The organism is Limnothrix sp. FACHB-1083, assembly GCF_014696485.1.
Classification (GTDB): domain Bacteria; phylum Cyanobacteriota; class Cyanobacteriia; order CACIAM-69d; family CACIAM-69d; genus CACIAM-69d.
Genome location: NZ_JACJQD010000003.1, coordinates 397,994 through 411,464, shown reverse-complemented (window position 1 = coordinate 411,464; position 13,471 = coordinate 397,994). Strand labels below are relative to the sequence as shown.

Annotated in this window: 10 protein-coding genes; 2 read left to right on the top strand and 8 right to left on the bottom strand. The window is 58.3% G+C overall.

Annotated elements, in window-relative coordinates; translation table 11 throughout:
• Positions 1-108: 108 nt before the first annotated feature.
• The 5 genes from H6F46_RS05950 to H6F46_RS05930 all read right to left on the bottom strand — a co-directional run bounded on the left by H6F46_RS05950 (position 109) and on the right by H6F46_RS05930 (position 6,737).
• Entirely contained in the window at positions 109-1,614 is a 1,506-nt protein-coding gene (locus H6F46_RS05950) for a chlorophyll a/b binding light-harvesting protein (protein ID WP_190353918.1), read from the bottom strand.
• Entirely contained in the window at positions 1,611-2,681 is a 1,071-nt protein-coding gene (locus H6F46_RS05945; protein ID WP_190353917.1) for a chlorophyll a/b binding light-harvesting protein, read from the bottom strand. The genes H6F46_RS05950 and H6F46_RS05945 overlap by 4 nt, the downstream gene beginning before the upstream one ends.
• Positions 2,682-3,018: 337 nt before the next feature.
• Positions 3,019-4,197: a DUF58 domain-containing protein gene (locus H6F46_RS05940; protein ID WP_190353916.1), complete on the bottom strand. Its 1,179-nt coding sequence runs from the start codon at positions 4,195-4,197 to the stop codon at positions 3,019-3,021.
• A gap of 107 nt (positions 4,198-4,304) precedes the next feature.
• Positions 4,305-5,435 (bottom strand): branched-chain amino acid ABC transporter permease, encoded by a 1,131-nt coding sequence (locus H6F46_RS05935; RefSeq protein ID WP_190353979.1) that lies wholly within the window; start codon positions 5,433-5,435, stop codon positions 4,305-4,307.
• A gap of 129 nt (positions 5,436-5,564) precedes the next feature.
• Positions 5,565-6,737 carry a GUN4 domain-containing protein gene (locus H6F46_RS05930; protein WP_190353915.1) on the bottom strand — a complete coding sequence of 391 codons (1,173 nt, stop codon included), beginning with the start codon at positions 6,735-6,737 and terminating at the stop codon, positions 5,565-5,567.
• A gap of 202 nt (positions 6,738-6,939) precedes the next feature.
• Here H6F46_RS05930 and H6F46_RS05925 point away from each other — a divergent pair, with 202 nt between their 5' ends.
• Positions 6,940-8,544, top strand: coding sequence for a glucose-6-phosphate isomerase (locus tag H6F46_RS05925; RefSeq protein ID WP_190353914.1), 1,605 nt, complete (start codon positions 6,940-6,942; stop codon positions 8,542-8,544).
• A gap of 225 nt (positions 8,545-8,769) precedes the next feature.
• Here H6F46_RS05925 and H6F46_RS05920 read toward each other — a convergent pair whose 3' ends face one another.
• Positions 8,770-9,828 (bottom strand): agenet domain-containing protein, encoded by a 1,059-nt coding sequence (locus tag H6F46_RS05920; protein WP_199312091.1) that lies wholly within the window; start codon positions 9,826-9,828, stop codon positions 8,770-8,772.
• 427 nt (positions 9,829-10,255) lie between these two features.
• Between H6F46_RS05920 and H6F46_RS05915 the strand changes: the two genes are divergently transcribed.
• Complete coding sequence (locus H6F46_RS05915) at positions 10,256-11,551, top strand: Glu/Leu/Phe/Val dehydrogenase (protein WP_190353913.1); 1,296 nt, start codon at positions 10,256-10,258, stop codon at positions 11,549-11,551.
• Between the two features lie 32 nt (positions 11,552-11,583).
• On the opposite strand, the gene pdxA is transcribed toward H6F46_RS05915, so the two are convergent.
• Both pdxA and H6F46_RS05905 read right to left on the bottom strand, forming a co-directional pair.
• Complete coding sequence (pdxA, locus tag H6F46_RS05910) at positions 11,584-12,645, bottom strand: 4-hydroxythreonine-4-phosphate dehydrogenase PdxA (RefSeq protein ID WP_099533348.1); 1,062 nt, start codon at positions 12,643-12,645, stop codon at positions 11,584-11,586.
• Positions 12,638-13,453 carry a hypothetical protein gene (locus tag H6F46_RS05905; protein ID WP_190353912.1) on the bottom strand — a complete coding sequence of 272 codons (816 nt, stop codon included), beginning with the start codon at positions 13,451-13,453 and terminating at the stop codon, positions 12,638-12,640. Before H6F46_RS05905 ends, pdxA begins: the two co-directional genes overlap by 8 nt.
• Positions 13,454-13,471 lie beyond the last annotated feature (18 nt).

Sequence of the window (13,471 nt, the reverse complement as noted above, 5' to 3'; positions counted from 1 at the left end):
ATCAGCCCTCCATGACCGATTTCGATTTCTGTAAATGACTGACTTATGGATCAAAAACTCAAAAAACGGTTTGAACGATGCTGGCCAATCAGGCTGGTCGCGGATTGCCTAGAGTGCCAATAGGCCTGCCCCCTGGGTCAACAGCAGGAAGGCAAAGATTGCGCCGCCCATGCCACCTACCAAGAACATGGCACTGAACTGGCTCCAGCCGTCCGCCGTCCGCAGGTTTTCGGGCAGCACAGCCGCATTCGCGCTCACGGCCTTGGCCATGCCCCGGAACTGATCCAGGGAGCGATCGCCCCGATTCGGGAAGGTCACGGCTCCATAGAGCGACAGGCACAGAGACAAGATCAACAGCAGCCCCATGGTGGCAATCAGCCCCACCAGTTCCGCCGATTGGCTCGATCGCATCGGCCCCAGCTTGATGAACGGCCCCACCAGGAAGTAGCCGTGGGCCATGCCAATTTCCAGACCCCGCGACAAGGGCGACAGGTTTGGGCGATAGATCGGCAGGTATTGCACCAGGGCCAGGGTCACATCGGAGGCGCTGACGGGTGTGTCCAACGTGCCCGCTTCCGGGGAGCCGCCACCGGGCCGGATAAAGCTATCGCTGCCGAACTTGAAGCCCACGGCCTCCGCCCGCACCCGCAGGGCGTGCCACAAATGCCCCGCCAAAAACAGGATCGCAAACACAAAGTGGAAAGTTGCGAGCCAGCCCCGAGTGGTCACGGTGCCGTCCTGGGTGACGATGCCCAGGGGCCCGTAGAACACTTCGGGATAGGCAAAATCATTCACCGACACGAAGTAGGCGGCAAAGAAGCCCATGTAAGCCAAGGCTCCCAGGCTGTAGGACAGGTAGGCTTCTCCCGTCCAATAGAACACCCGCTCCACCCAGAGCCAAGGACGGCTGAGGATGTGCCAGAGGCCGCCCGCGATGCAGAGACCGCCGACCCACACATGGCCGCCCACCAGGTCTTCGAGGTTGTCGATCGCCGCCATCCCTTGGCTGCCATGGGATCCGACCAGATAGCCCCAAATCGTGCCGAACTCCAGGGTGGGATGCTCAACCAAGCGCACGGAGCCGATTGCCGGGTCATAGAGACCGCCCCAGGTCATGGCCTTAGCCACCAATAGGAAGGCTCCAGATCCCAACAGCAACAGGTGAATGCCAATAATCGTGGTCATTTTGTCCTTGTCGCGCCAGTCGTAGCCAAAGAAGCCACTGAAGTTGGCGCGATCGGTCGGCAGCACCTCGGGGCCCAGCACGGCGTGATAGATGCCGCCAGCCCCCAACACCGCCGCACTGACCAGGTGCAACATGCCCACCACCAGATAGGGATAGGTGTCGGCGATCGCCCCATTGGGCCCCAAGCCAAACCCCAGGGTGGCCAAGTGGGGCAACAGAATCAGCCCCTGAGTCCCCATCGGTTGGCTCGCATCGTAGCGAGACAGCTCAAACAGGGTCATGGCCCCCGCCCAGAGCACAATCAGCCCCGCATGGGCCACATGGGCCCCCAGTAGCTTGCCCGACAGGTTCACAAACCGACCGTTTCCGGCCCACCAGCCCAACTGCGGCACGGTGGGGGCCGCCGTCCGAGAGATTACAGCGCTCATGCAGCAGCCTCCTGGGTCGATTGGGTAGCAGAATCAGCAGTGTCAGCGGTGGCCGGAGTGGTTTGCCCAAAGCCAAACCGCACACCAGCCGCTTGCAGGGCGTGGAAAATGTGCCCTTGCAGGAAAAAGAAGCCGAGCCAGAAATGGGCGTTGGCCAACCAAACGCGGGAGGTCAAAGCGCCATCGGGGCTGAAGAAATAGGGCACGCGATCGAACCCGATTTGCAACTTGGGGCCAAAGAACACCTCAGGGAAGGCGACGGCATTCACGGACACAAACAGGGTGGCCACAAAGGCCATCAGAGCCAGCGCCCCCAAGCTGTAGGACAAATAGGCCTCGCCTGACCAAATGAACAGGCGCTTCACGGCCGCGGACGGCTCCGAAACGATGTGCCAGAGGCCGCCACCGATCAGGATTGCGCCCAACCAAGCATGGGCCCCGACGATCGTGGGCAGGTCATTGACGCTAGCGAGCCAGTAGCGACCGCCGGCCCCGAAGAAGTAGCCGAAGATTTGCCCCAAATCCCAGTTCAGGTCGCTGACCAACTGAACACGGCCCACCGCCGGATCGTAAAGACCGCCAAAGGTGGTGGCCTTCAGCACCAGCAGCCAAGCGCCCAACCCGAGCAACACCAGGTGAATGCCCAGAATTTGGGTCATTTTGTTGGCATCATCCCAGCGGTAATTGAAAAAGCCGGTGCGATCGAGCCGTTCGGGCCCCTTGAGGGCATGGAACAAACCGCCCGCCCCCAGGAAGGCAGCGCTGATCAGATGAATCGCCCCGATCGCAAACCAATCATCGGTTTGGGCGATCGCCCCGTTGTTGCCCAAGCCCCAACCCAACCGGGCCAGGTTCGGCAACAAAATCAAGCCTTGCTCATACAGCGGCCGACTCAGATCGCAGCGGGAGACCTCAAACAGGGTCATTGCCCCCGCCCAAAGCACGATCAGTCCCGCATGGGCCACATGGGCCCCCAACAATCGTCCCGACAGTTCCGTCAGGCGGGCATTCCCCGCCCACCAAGGAATCGCGATCGCCGTCTGTGGCGGCGTGGTGGTGACAGTCATAGGAAGTTCCCAACAACAGCTTGCAGCGTTTGCAGTTTTTGCAGGTATGCGCCATTCGGTGCAGATTCGAGTAACTCTCGAACCTTTATTGAAACTTTATAGCAATAAAGCCTGAATCAAGATTTGGAAAATGTCAAGAATAATTTTCAATAAGATTTGAACAAGCAAGTCCAACGGCTAGAGATCCAACGGCTGACGATCGCCCCGTTTCGTCGCGCCGGTTTCAACCGATGCTCCGGGCAGCCTGAAGTTGAAGTAGGGGCGTACAGCCGCACGCCCAATCAAGAGTCAATGATGCGAACGGTTGAGCGAAAACCGTTGAGCGAAAACCGTTGAGTTAAAGCGGATGGTTGCCGGCCTGCAATTGCTCAGAAATTGGGCGATCGCGCGAGATGACGCGGCCTTGGGCCTGGCGACCGAGCAGGCTGCCCGCCAACTCATTGCTGGGGGGTAACCACAACAACCAACGGCTGCGATCGGGCAATTGACTGACCCGATCGACCGCTGAAGTGAGCCACAGCACGGCCCGGGAAGGCGGTTCATGTTCAGCTAGCTCCCCGGCTTGGGTTCCGGCCAGGGTTTCCAACACCACCTGTCGCCCTCGTACCAGCCCCGTGGCCGCCGTCCAAAGGAAGGGATCGAGGTAACAGCGGCTGGCATAGACATACATGGAGGCGGCCGCTTCCACGGCCTGCTCAAAGTCTTCGGGATCCCAGGCGATCGCACTATCGAGGGCCACAATCAGGTCGGGCCCCGTGGCGGCGGTTTCCAATTCCCGCACCTGAAGCTCCCCAAACCGGGCACTGCTGCGCCAATGAATGAGCCGGGTGGAGTCGCCCCAACGGTAGGGCCGCAGGGAGCGGGTGAGGCCTTCGGTTCCCAAACGTAAGGCGCGATCGCCCGCTGCGTTTTGGGCATCCCCTTCGCCCATCCAATCCACGATCGGGCATTGGGCCAGGGGCCAAACTCGAGGATAAACCACCAACTTGGCCGGTGCAGTGATCGGCTGTTGTCGCCAAAACAGGCCGAAGGGCGCACCCGATCGCAAGGTGAGACTCGGCCAACGGTAGATGCCGCGCCGCTGGGCCCGAAATTGGGCCTGGATGGTGATGCTGCCTTGGGCGGGAATCAGGGCGATCGAGCCGCTGGCAACGGGCAGGGGGGCCGGTGGCCGATCGACCCATTGCAACAGGGAGCGGGCCGATCGGGCATGGTTGGTGATCCGGCATTCCACCACGGCTAAATCATCAACACTGATCGGTTGAATGGGCGATCGGTTGGCGCTCAGGCCCCCGAGAGATCGCGCCGTCAGCACCGCCGCCACCAACATCAGCGCCAACAGCACCCCACTCATCACGTAGAGCCAGCCGGCCATGGCGTTGGTGGCCGCCCCAAACAGAAACAGGGCGATCGCGCCCAGCAAAGCCCCTTGAAACGAAGGACTCACCAAACGGGTCTCCCAGCCCATCAGCCACATAACCCAGCGATGGCGCACCGTTGCCAGCAGTTTGAACATGATTGAAAGGGGGATCAGGGCCTTGCGATCGCAGCTTGGACTCTGGAGATCACTTGCACTGTTGATTAACCCATCATAGGGCGATCGCCCTGAATCGCCAGAGCCGCCTATTGGCCGAGGGTCAGCTCTTCCTTCTTGCCCAAAATGCCCTGGGGCCGCCACATCATCAGCACCACCAAAATCAGCCCAATGACCATTAGCCGGAAAGCGCCCAAGCGGGCATCATCCAAGGGCAACAGGGCCGGCAACACAAACCGGGTGAGGGTGGTGTATCCCCAAAACAGCACAGAACCCAACAGCGTACCCGCATTGTTGCCTGCGCCGCCCAAAACCACGATCGTCCAAGCTTGGAAGGTCATCAGCGGAATGAAGCCATCGGGGTTAATGAAAGTGAGATTCCAGGCATAGAAGGAACCAGCGACCCCCGCGATCGCGCCGCCCAACATCAGGGATTGCAGTTTGTACCAAAACACGTTTTTGCCCAAGGCCCGCGCGATTTCTTCGTCTTCGCGAATTGCCTTGAGCACCCGGCCCCAGGGCGATCGGCCCAGTTGTTCCAGTTGCCAATAGACCAGACCCAAAACGGCCACCACCAGCAACATCAAGCCGCCTTTGTAGTTGAAATCCCAGAGGGCGATCGCCCCACAGCCATAGAGCAGCAGCCCCAGTAGGGCCGAGATGCAACCCAACACCAGGCGACCCTTGGAGGGGGGCTGTTGGGTTGTGCCGGTGACTTGTCCTTGGGCGGCCTGTTGGCGCGATCGCAAGGCCTGCCGGAACCAATGCCACAGGGACCAACCCGCCGCCCCGAAAATACCTGTCCAAAGGGCGATTGCCACCGGAGTCACCCAAGGCGCGTCCGGCACTTGGGCCAAGGGCAGCGGGTAGCCATAAACGCCCCTTGCGCCTCGGGTCAGCCACTCTTCATTCAAAGCCACCAGCCGCACCACCTCCGACACCCCGATCGTGACGATCGCCAAGTAATCTTCCCGCAGGCGCAGGGTGGAAATGCCCACCAACAGGCCCAGCAGAGCCGCCAACCCTGCCCCGATCGCCACCGCCAGCAAAATCGGCCAACCCTGAAGCGACAGCAGAATGGTGGTGTAGGCCCCAATGGTCATGAAGGCCACATGGCCAAAATTAATTAAGCCCGTGAGACCCCATTGCAAATTCAGACCCAGACCAAAGAGGGCAAAGATGCCTGAAAAGATAATCAGTGAGGTGAGGTAAGCAATCATGGGGGCGCGATCGAGCCTCAGCGTAGGAATAGCCCAAATTTCACGCCCCATTGTAGGGCAGGGAGCTGATGGATCGATGGTTTAGGCATTGGTTTAGGCGCTGATTTAGCCTGGCGGGCCAGGGTTGCTTTAGGCGCTGCCCAAGGCCGCATTCACCACCTGAGGAAACAGACCCGAACACCACCAAACCCCCACGGCAGAACAGTAAGGCAAATGGCCTGCCGGGGCGCTGAGGCTGAAGTTACGGCTCTTTTGGCTGGTCCAACCCAGGCGATCGCCAAACCGACACCAAGCCTCCACGGGGCTGGCCGTTTGGCTGGTGACCTCTAGCCAAATGTCGTACTGAATGCGGAAGCCAAAGTGATTGTTGCTGTGGATGGTCCAGAGGCGATCGATCTCGGTTAAATCGCCCTTGGGAAATTGCTCAATGTCTTCCACCCGCAACCAACTGGCCCCCTCGCGGCCCACCACCTTCAGCATGATTCGAGTGGTTTCCCGATCGGCCTCCAGCCACTTTTGCGCTTCCAACAACTGGGACAGCCGCCCGTAGCGATCGACCGGGGCCGGAGTTGGCCCCGGCGAGGGCATCACAAACTGCAAAATGGTCACCTCTTCCTCCGTGGGCAGCCCGTGGGCCGGCGGCATGGGGGCAGAAGGGCGATGTTCCGGCAGGTGGAAAGGATTTTCGTTGCGATCGGGATTGGCCAAGGGCGGGTTGGGATTGACCGCCGAACTCGGATTGCCCGTGTCTTGCAGGGCGGCCGTGTCCAAGGGACCCAAATCAAACGGCAAGGGATCGGATCCCGACTCGATCGGATGGGATTGTGTTGGGGATCCTGCCTGGGGCGATCCTGTCTGTGGTGATCCCTTCTGTGGCGATCCCGTCTGTGGTGACCTTTGGGGCCCCGCACTCTGTTTCAGGGCTTGGATTTGTTGCTGGAGCTGACCCTGAAGCTGTTGCAGCGTTTCCAGCCATTCCGGCGAAAGGGTTTGGAGCAGCAGTTTTTGCGATTCTTGTAGTTGTGTTAGTTCCAAATACAGGTGCGATCGCTCCTGGCGGGCCCGTTTCAGTTGGCCTTCAATGTGGTTTAACTTGGCATCCAAATTTAATCGCTGCCAAAACTCCCGGGCCCAAGTGGTGCGCACCTGGTCGCGGGCCCGCAACAGGGCAATGGTCGCCCGATCGCTCCCCGTGCCCACCAGCGCCTCCGGTAACGGGGAATTATCCCAACCACAGGTTGGGCACAGCACTTCGGTGTCTGACAACTCGGTGGAACAGATAGGACAACGCACAGCAGCCATGGGTCAAAAGGGGGGTGAGGGCAGGGGGATGCTACTGCCGCCCCTATTCTACTCAGCCGGTTGGCACTGTCGGGAACTGCGCTCTCGGCCCAGACGCAGGGGGGCCGGTGTCTGATGCAATCGTTACCGTGATCGGGGGTGGGAGCTGGGCTACACTCAAGGCGCGATCGGGACGATAAAAAGACGATAAGAAGGAGTGTTTATGACCGGCACTGCGTCATTGTGGCAGCGTTACCAAGACTGGCTCTACTATCACGAGGGCTTGGGGCTGTATCTGGACGTGAGCCGGATGCGGTTCGATGATGCATTTGTGGCTCAGATGCAACCCAAGTTGGCGAAAGCGTTTGGGGACATGACCGCTCTGGAATCGGGGGCGATCGCCAATCCCGACGAACAACGGATGGTGGGTCACTATTGGCTGCGGCAACCGGACTTGGCCCCAACACCGGAATTGCGAGACGACATCATCAACACCCTTGACCGCCTCGAAACCTTCACGGCGGCCATCCACAACGGCCAGCTCACGGCCAACGGTCAGCCTTTTACGGATGTGTTATCGATCGGGATTGGCGGTTCGGCCCTGGGGCCGCAGTTCGTGGCGGAGGCCTTGGCTCCCAATCAGCCGCCCTTGGCCATTCACTTTGTGGACAACACCGACCCCGACGGCATCGATCGGATTCTGTCCAAGAGCACGGGCGGCTCCCCCCTGCGCGATCGCCTGGCCACAACCCTGGTGCTGATCATCTCCAAGTCCGGCGGCACACCCGAAACCCGCAACGGCATGGTGGAAATTCAAGCGGAATTTGGCCAAGCCGGTTTGCCCTATCACCGCAACTTTGTGGCCATTACCTGTGAGGGCAGCGCCTTGGATCAACGGGCGATCGCGGAAGGCTGGCTCGATCGATTCCCGATGTTTGATTGGGTCGGTGGCCGCACCTCGGAACTGTCGGCGGTGGGGCTGTTGCCAGCGGCGCTCCAAGGGATCCAAATTCGGGAAATGCTCTTGGGCGCGCAAATGATGGATCAGGCCACCCGAGACCGCAACCTAAAAACCAACCCCGCCGCCCTGTTGGCCCTCTGTTGGTATTCCGTGGGCCGAGGCAAGGGCGAAAAAGACATGGTGGTTTTGCCTTACAAAGACCGGCTACTGCTGTTTTCGCGCTATCTCCAGCAGTTGGTGATGGAATCCTTGGGCAAGGAACGCGACCTGGATGGCAACTTGGTCTATCAGGGCATTGCCGTGTATGGCAACAAGGGCAGCACCGACCAACATGCCTACGTGCAGCAGTTGCGCGAAGGGGTTCCCAACTTTTTCGCCACCCTGATTGAAGTGCTGGAAGATGGCGGCTCGGGCGTGGTGGTGGAAGACGGGGCGATCGAGTCCGGCGATTACCTCAGTGGGCTATTGCAAGGCACGCGCCAAGCGCTCTACGACAATGATCGAGAGTCAATCACCATTACGGTTCCCCGCGTCAGCGAGCGCATTGTGGGGGCCCTAATTGCGCTCTACGAACGGGCCGTCAGCTTCTATGCCTCCCTGGTGAACATCAATGCCTATCACCAACCGGGCGTTGAGGCCGGCAAAAAAGCCGCCGCCAACATCTTGGCCCTGCAAAAGCGGCTGGTGTCGGTCTTGCAAGATGCGGGAGAACCCCTGTTGATTGCGGAGTTGGCAACGCAGGTGGGGGCGATCGAGCAGGTGGAAACGATCTATTGGATCCTGCGGCACTTGGCGGCCAATGGGCGCGGCCCGGTGCTGGTGGGTAATCCTGGACAACCGGCCAGCCTGAAGGTGTCTTGGAAATAGGTGTTTGGGAAATCTTGATCCATTACTGAGTTTGCGGTTGCTGAAATTCAATCGCAATTCAACCATTTCCCGGTTTACATTAATGTCCAAAATTAATGTTTAAACCAATGTCCAACTAATACCCAAATAATGTCCAAAAGCGAGTCGGGGTAGATGCAAACCTACCCCGATTTTTTGGGCGATCGATTCCCAATTTGGCTCGATGTAACCATGCGCCCCGCTGCCCTATTCCGGTTCTCGCAGGCGATCGGGCCCCACCCACTCATCCCAATTTTCGTCGTAGTCGTCATAGCTAATATGGTGCAGGCCATACCAAGCCTTTTTGATTGTTGCGGGATACCAATCGCCCGCCTCATCCTGCACCTCCACCGCCGCTCCCAGGTCATACATCACCGGTTCGTAGGGACGGATGCGATCGGGCGTGACCCACTCTTCTGACTGATCCACCACGTATTGCACTCGGTATTGCGGATCGCCGTCTGAATCGCTCACCTCCACAATTTTTGCCCGATACCAATCCTCCTCATATTCCACCTCCACCCGGCGGCCCAATTGGGGATCGAACTGATCGGTCACTCGTGACAGTTGCATTTGGGGATCAAAATCATGAGTTGTGAAAAACATTGATTTTTGATCTTCAATGAATGCCACTTCCAATTCCGTGTAGCGGGCAAAATCATAGAGCGTAATCACCCGATCTTCATCCAAATCAACCGTGGGATCTCCTTGTAATCCCTTCAGCAAAGAAGCCGTAAAAGTCCAAGCGCCCGTTGAAGTGTTGTGGGCATAGGCAGAGGTCACACAGGCGTAAGCAATTTCGCTTTCCCGCCGTTTGGCTTCATCAATCAGTCCCCCAGAGAAGCAACAGTCCGCCATCAGCAAGGCATGGGAACCATTGAAGTTTTCTTCAATATCATCAAAGATGCTGGACACTTTCCAATAGGTTTCTGTATCTTCCGCATCGGCATCATAGTTGTAAAAATAATGTTCTCCCGATTCGGAATCCCAGCCGCCATGACCAGCAAAGTAGAGCATTAAGAGAGCATTTTCATCGGTGCTGGCCAAAAAATCCGGCAGTTTAGATTGAATGGCGGAGAGGGTGGCTTGACGATCCTGAAGATAAATAATTTGGGATTGGGGCACGCCTTGGTTGCGGAAAAATTCCACTAACTGCGCGTCTGATCGATTGGGGACAGCATCAGGAAAAGGGGCGAAGGCTTCTGAGTCTTGCCACTCCAGCAAACCCACCGCAAAGATCCAAGTTGTTTCGGGATTCCATTCCATGGTCAAGGGCATTCTAGGAGGATGCTGTGGGGAGGATGAGGCTACGACTGGGTTCGATCGAACGGCTCTTGGCCGCCCTTGAACTTAGGACAATCGCGATCGGGCGGCGCAATTGAGGGGCAATTGGGGCGCGATCGAGCCATCCTCCGCACATCGGGCCCATCTTAATCCTGGCGTTTGGGATCTGACCACGGGCCCAGTTCGGTTTTGGGTTGCCAGAGGATGATCCCGGCCACCGAGCGATCGCCCTGGTTTTCAGGATTTGGCTCGCTTTCCATGTGATCTTTCCTTGATCTCTATTCCTTGATCTCTACTTGATCCCTGCCTGATTCTTGCTTGAACCCTGTGGCTAGCGGGCAAACCGTAACAAAGACTACAATTTAAACAGGAAGGTTGCTCCAACTACCTTCAAGGAACGACCCGAAGCATGGAAAGCCAATCGCTGTTTGTGGGTGCGCGCCAAAATCTCGATTTGGCCCTGAAGCATATCGCCATTTCGGAAGATGCGATCGAACATTTAAAGCATCCAAAAGCCAGTCTGCAAGTTTCAATTCCCGTGCGGATGGATGATGGATCGTTACAGGTTTTTCAGGGCTATCGAGTTCGCTATGACGATACGCGCGGCCCTGCCAAAGGCGGGGTTCGCTATCATCCTCAAGTGTCCTTGGATGAGGTCACATCCTTAGCATTTTGGATGACCTTTAAATGTGCAGTGTTGGATTTGCCCTTTGGCGGCGGCAAGGGTGGAATTACGGTTAATCCTAAGCAGCTTTCGCGCTTGGAGTTGGAGCGTTTAACGCGCGGCTATATTGATGCGATCGCGGATTTTATTGGGCCCGATGTGGATATTTTGGCCCCCGATGTTTACACCAACGCCACGATTATGGGTTGGATGATGGATCGCTACAACATCATTCAGCGCAAGTCCTGTCCGGCGGTGGTGACGGGCAAGCCGATCGCCCTGGGCGGCAGTGCAGGCCGAGAAACGGCCACGGCCATGGGAGCTTTTTTTGTGATGCAAACCATTTTGCCCAAGTTCGATCGCCCACCGGCCGAAACCACCGTTGCGATTCAAGGATTTGGCAATGCGGGCAGTTTTTTGGCGGAACAAATCTATCGTGCGGGCTACCGAGTGGTGGCGGTCAGCGATTCCAAAGGCGGAATCTATGCTCCGGCGGGGTTAGATATTCCTGCCATCCGCCAAAACAAGGAAGCGGGGCGCGGCATGGAGGCCCTTTACTGCCATGGCACGGTTTGCAACATGGCAGATCATCAATCGATTACCAATGCAGCACTCTTGGAACTGCCCGTTGATGTGTTAATTCCGGCGGCGCTGGAAAATCAAATTACACCGGAAAACGCCGATCAAATTCAGGCCAAACTGATCTTTGAAGTGGCAAACGGGCCGATTACCTTTGAGGCCGATCGCATCCTGAATCAAAAGGGAATTTATGTCTTGCCGGACATTTTGACTAATGCAGGCGGCGTGACCGTTAGCTACTTTGAGTGGGTGCAAAATCGAAGTGGTTTGTATTGGTCGGCGGCGGAGGTGGAACAGCGGTTGGCGGAACGGATGACCCGTGAAACGGAGCGGATTTGGCAGCTCGCCCAATCGCTGGATTTGTCCCTGCGGACGGCGGCCTATGTCCATGCGCTCGATCGCCTGCGAGCAGCGATCGAGGTGAAGGGCACAAGGGACTATTACGCACAGGCCAAAGCCTAAGTTCCAATTTCAGTCGAGTTCAACAGCCGGGTTCATTCCCGGTGGGCAGCGGTCACAACCCGATCGCGCCATTGGTTGCGGGTTTCCGTGAGTTCGATCGCCCAATGGATTGCTTCAATCATGCTGGTGGGGGTGGCGATCCCTTGGCCAGCAATGTCAAAGGCCGTGCCGTGGTCGGGGGAGGTGCGCACAAAGGGCAGGCCGATCGTGGTGTTGACGGCGCGATCGAAGGCCATCAGCTTCACGGGAATCAATCCTTGGTCGTGATAAAGCGCTAGGTAGGCATCGGGCAACCCGGCTGGAAGGGTGGGCCCAAACCAAGCTTGGCCCGCTGTCACCCACATGGTGTCTGGAGGAATGGGGCCGCGCAGGGTGGCGTTGGGGTAGCGATCGCGTGCTTGGGCTAACCAGGGAATCAGCCAATCGCGCTCCTCAGTGCCCAGTTGTCCCCCTTCGCCGCTGTGGGGATTCAGACCGGCGATCGCGATGGTGGGATGCGTGATCCCCAAGTCTCGATCGAGCATGGTGATCAGCAAATCCAGCTTCCGATCGAGCAGTTCTGCCGTGAGCACCACAGGAACCTGATGCAGGGGAATGTGAGTGGTGGCCAGGAGGGCGCAAAGTTTCCAACCGGTTTGGGGCGATCGACCCACAAAGGCCATCCCAAACCGATCGACCCCGGCCCGTTCGGCACAAACCTCCGTTTGCCCGGGGAAGGCGTGGCCCGCTGAATGCCAGGCAGCTTTGCTGATCGGCGCGGTGACCACTCCCGCAAACCGGCCGGCCGCCGTGGCCGCCAAGGCCGCATCGAGCCAAGTGAAGCTGGCGGCTCCGGCGGCCGCATTTTCAACCCCCCAATGAATCGATCGCTCCAACAGCGGGTCGATCGGAATATCCAGAATCCTCAATTTGGCCGGATCTGCGATCGGCTGGGAACTGCGCGGCTGAAGTTGCGCATAGGTGCGGCTGAGAATCGATCGGCTGCCCACCAGTACCGGCCGCAAAGCTGCCACCGCCGGATCCGCCAGCGCCTTCAGCACGACTTCCGGCCCAATGCCCGCCGGGTCGCCAATGGAAATAGCTAGTCTAATCATCTTGGGATCTGGAGCGTTGTTGTCGAGAGATGGGGTGAAGGATGGGGCGCGGCATTGCCAAGGGCCTCGGGTCGATCGCCTGGTTGAGTTCGGCCCTGGCCGCTTGGGCAAAAGACCGAAACGTCCAGCCCGCTGCCCGAAACACCGGCCGATGATCTAACCACACGGCTCCTAGGGTCAGGGTCAAAAACCAACGATGGGCCACATGGGTCAACTTTTGATTCAGGGGCGATCGCCCCCGGCGCAATTGGGCCAGTAACTGACCTTGCATTTGCAAATGTTGGCTTTCGTCCCACTCAATTTGCCATGCAACCGCTTGGGCGATCGGGTGGTCTGTGGCCCCCTGCAATGCCCGGGCATACAACAACCCCATCACCTCCGCCGTTAACAGCATTGCCAGCGCCAATTCCCAATTCATGCCCCCTCGTAGCCACCGAAAAGCCGCGTCGGCCCAGTGGTGTCGCAGGCGGGGAAGCTGCTCGCGATCGAGCAGTCGCCCCAAGTCCGCCGCGTGGCGCTGTTCTTCCCGCACAAACCACTTGAACACATCCACCCAAACGGGATCCGCTCCTTGGGCAACCCAAGCCCGCACCGTTCGCATCAACCGATGGCCCTCGGAACTTTCCCCCAACTGGAAAATCGCGATCGATTGGCGAAACCGTTTTTGTTCTTGGGGGGTGAAGCCCCCAGTTTGCTGCCAATTAATCGGCAACAATTGGCTGTGATTCTGTTGGAAGTAAGCGAGCCAATCGGTGGCCGTGACGCGATCGGCTGTTGTCGATCGTGCCAACGAAATTGGGTGCAACATAGGATGTTTTTGCCCATG